The sequence below is a fragment of the Pseudomonas cyclaminis genome (assembly GCF_015163715.1).
GTDB lineage: Bacteria > Pseudomonadota > Gammaproteobacteria > Pseudomonadales > Pseudomonadaceae > Aquipseudomonas > Aquipseudomonas cyclaminis.
In genome coordinates this window covers 1-1,622 of the sequence record NZ_JADDUM010000319.1, presented here as the reverse complement: position 1 = coordinate 1,622, position 1,622 = coordinate 1, and the positions used below count along the sequence as shown (strand labels likewise).

The following is a 1,622-nucleotide window of genomic DNA, read 5'->3' as shown; positions in this document are numbered from 1 at the left end:
TCATAGCTGACGGTGATTTTGGTGTTGCTGACATCCGCGATCAGCACGTCATCGGTCAAGTGGTTGACCAGCGTGACTTTGGCGCTTTGCAGGGTGTCGTTGTCGACGTGCGATGGTCAGTTTGCCGCGACGTAGCCGCCCGGCTTGCCTTCGATGTAGGTGTCGCCGAACGCGTTGGTCGAACCGTTGCCCAGCACCGGCGCGTCGTTGACCGCAGTGACTACGATGCCGATCTTGCCGCTGGTAACTTCTTCAACGCCGGTGCTCAGCTCTTTGGCCGTGGCCTTCACGGTCAGCTCGAAACTGGCGGTCGAGTCCTTGAACGGGGTAACGGTCAGGGTGCTCAGGTTCCAGGTGCTCACATCGTAGAGCGTGCTCGCGCCGGTCGACGTGATGCTGTGGCCGGTGGTGCCGTCGGTGAGCACGGTGCCTTCCGGCAGGCCGCTGATTTCAACCTTGTGGGATTCCGAGCCGTCGTTGTCGACGAACGTGGCGGTAATCGGCGCGATCTTGATCGCGGTGTCTTCCAGGCCATGGTTGTAGACGGAGCCGGTGTAATAACCTTCGCCGTTCACCACATGGCTGTCGCCGAGCACCATGCCGGCGGCTTCAAGCGCAGCCACACTGGTGTAGGTCTGCAGGCCGCTGTTGCCCAACGATACGGCCGGGCCGTTGTTGGTCGATACGTTGACGTCGTAGTTGCCCGGGCCGTTCTGGTTGTAGTGGTAGATGTCGAGGGTGTAGTAACCCGACTCGGTCGGCGTGTAGGACGACCCGCCAATCCCGCTGCCCTGGCTCCAGGTCTCGGAAGCAACCAGCTTGCCGCCCACGGTGATCGCCAGACTGTCGTCGGCAGTACCGCTGAAGGTGTAGCTCTTGCCGGCTTCCAGGTAGACCAGGCCCGACACTTTGGTCGCGGTGCCTTCGGCCACGTTGCCGTTGCTCACATTGCTGGTCACGCCAGTGGAGGCTGCGCTGTCAGCGGTCTGGGCGTTGATCACATTGATCAGCGTGCTCGACTGGGTAACGCCTTGGCCGTTGGTGCCCAGTTCAGCCGGCAGGTTGCTACCGGTCCAGGTTTGAATGACCAGGCCTGTCGGCACTTGACCAAAGGTCAGGACCGGCACATCCGTCACCGGGTGGATATCCACGGTGATGGTTTTAGTGTCGCTGTAGGAGCTGCCGTCAGTCGCCTGGAAGTTCAGCTCGGTGTAATCGCCTTGCTTGTTACCCACGCCGGTGCCGCCGAAGCTGTTATCGCCCGACTCGTTGTCTGCCGGGGTGTAACGCACGTTGTGGGCATCGAAGTCAGCCTGAGTGAAGGCCTTGCCCGCCGAGGTGTCGGTTTTCAGATCGGCTGTGGTGAGCTTGACCCACTCGCCGTCGACTTTGTATTCGATGGAACCGGCCGGCAGGCTGGTGAACACCACTGCCGGGCTGGTGGAATCTTCGTCCTGGACGCCGAACGTCGCCCAAGTGAGCTCGATCGAGGTGTCTTCGTTGCCCTCGATGCGGCGTCGACGGCGGTCGGGGTGTCATCGACCAGCGTTACGGTCGGCTGGCCTTCGCCGTTGGAGCTGAGGCCACCAGCGTCCGGTGACGGTCAGGTCGATTTCGGCAGC

General features: G+C 61.9%; 1 protein-coding gene. It reads right to left on the bottom strand.

Features of this window, described 5'->3' with window-relative positions:
* Positions 1 to 116: 116 nt before the first annotated feature.
* Entirely contained in the window at positions 117 to 1,427 is a 1,311-nt protein-coding gene (locus tag IQK56_RS29400; protein ID WP_193901934.1) for a hypothetical protein, read from the bottom strand.
* Positions 1,428 to 1,622: the final 195 nt, after the last annotated feature.